Source organism: Streptomyces sp. NRRL F-5650 (assembly GCF_000721365.1).
In the GTDB taxonomy this organism is placed as follows: domain Bacteria; phylum Actinomycetota; class Actinomycetes; order Streptomycetales; family Streptomycetaceae; genus Streptomyces; species Streptomyces ardesiacus.
Map to the genome: position 1 here is coordinate 1 of NZ_JOGV01000142.1, position 850 is coordinate 850.

The window sequence follows — 850 nt, forward strand, 5'->3', positions numbered from 1 at the left end:
AGGCGACCCGGCAGTCGGTGCTCAGCGCGCTGGACGTCCTGGGCTACGAGCGCCCCACCCAACTGCGGGGCGAGCGCGCCCGCCTGGTCGGCCTGGTCCTGCCGGAGCTCCAGAACCCCATCTTCCCCGCCTTCGCCGAGGTCATCGGCGGCGCCCTCGCCCAGCAGGGACTGACCCCGGTGCTGTGCACCCAGACCAAGGGCGGCGTCTCCGAAGCCGACTACGTCGAACTCCTCCTCCAGCAGCAGGTCTCCGGCGTCGTCTTCGCCGGCGGGCTCTTCGCCCAGGCCGACGCACCCCACGACCACTACCGGCTCCTCGCCGAACGCAACATCCCCGTGGTCCTCATCAACGCCTCCATCGCCGATCTGGACTTCCCGTGCATCGCCTGCGACGACGCCGTGGCCGTCGATCAGTCCTGGCGGCACCTCGCGTCCCTCGGGCACGAGCGCATCGGGCTCGTGCTCGGCCCCTCCGACCACATCCCCTCCCGCCGCAAACTGGCCGCCGCCCGCGAAACCGCACGAGCAGCCGGCACGGAACTGCCCGACTCCCACGTCGAACGCGCCATGTTCTCCCTCGAAGGCGGACAGGCAGCCGCCACCCGACTCCTCGACCGCGGCATCACCGGCATCATCTGCGCCAGCGACCCCCTCGCCCTCGGCGCCGTCCGCGCCGCCCGCCGCCACGGACACCACGTCCCCCACGACGTCTCCGTCGTCGGCTACGACGACAGCGCCTTCATGACCTGCACCGAACCACCCCTCACCACCGTCCGCCAACCCATCGAAGCCATGGGACGCGCCGCCGTCGACCTCCTCTGCGCACAAATCCAAGGCACCGAAGTCCC

Annotated in this window: 1 protein-coding gene; it reads left to right on the forward strand. The window is 71.3% G+C overall.

From position 1 onward, the window contains the following. Positions 1-850: LacI family DNA-binding transcriptional regulator (locus tag IG88_RS0137795; RefSeq protein WP_031051443.1), on the forward strand; the 850-nt coding region annotated here is incomplete at both ends.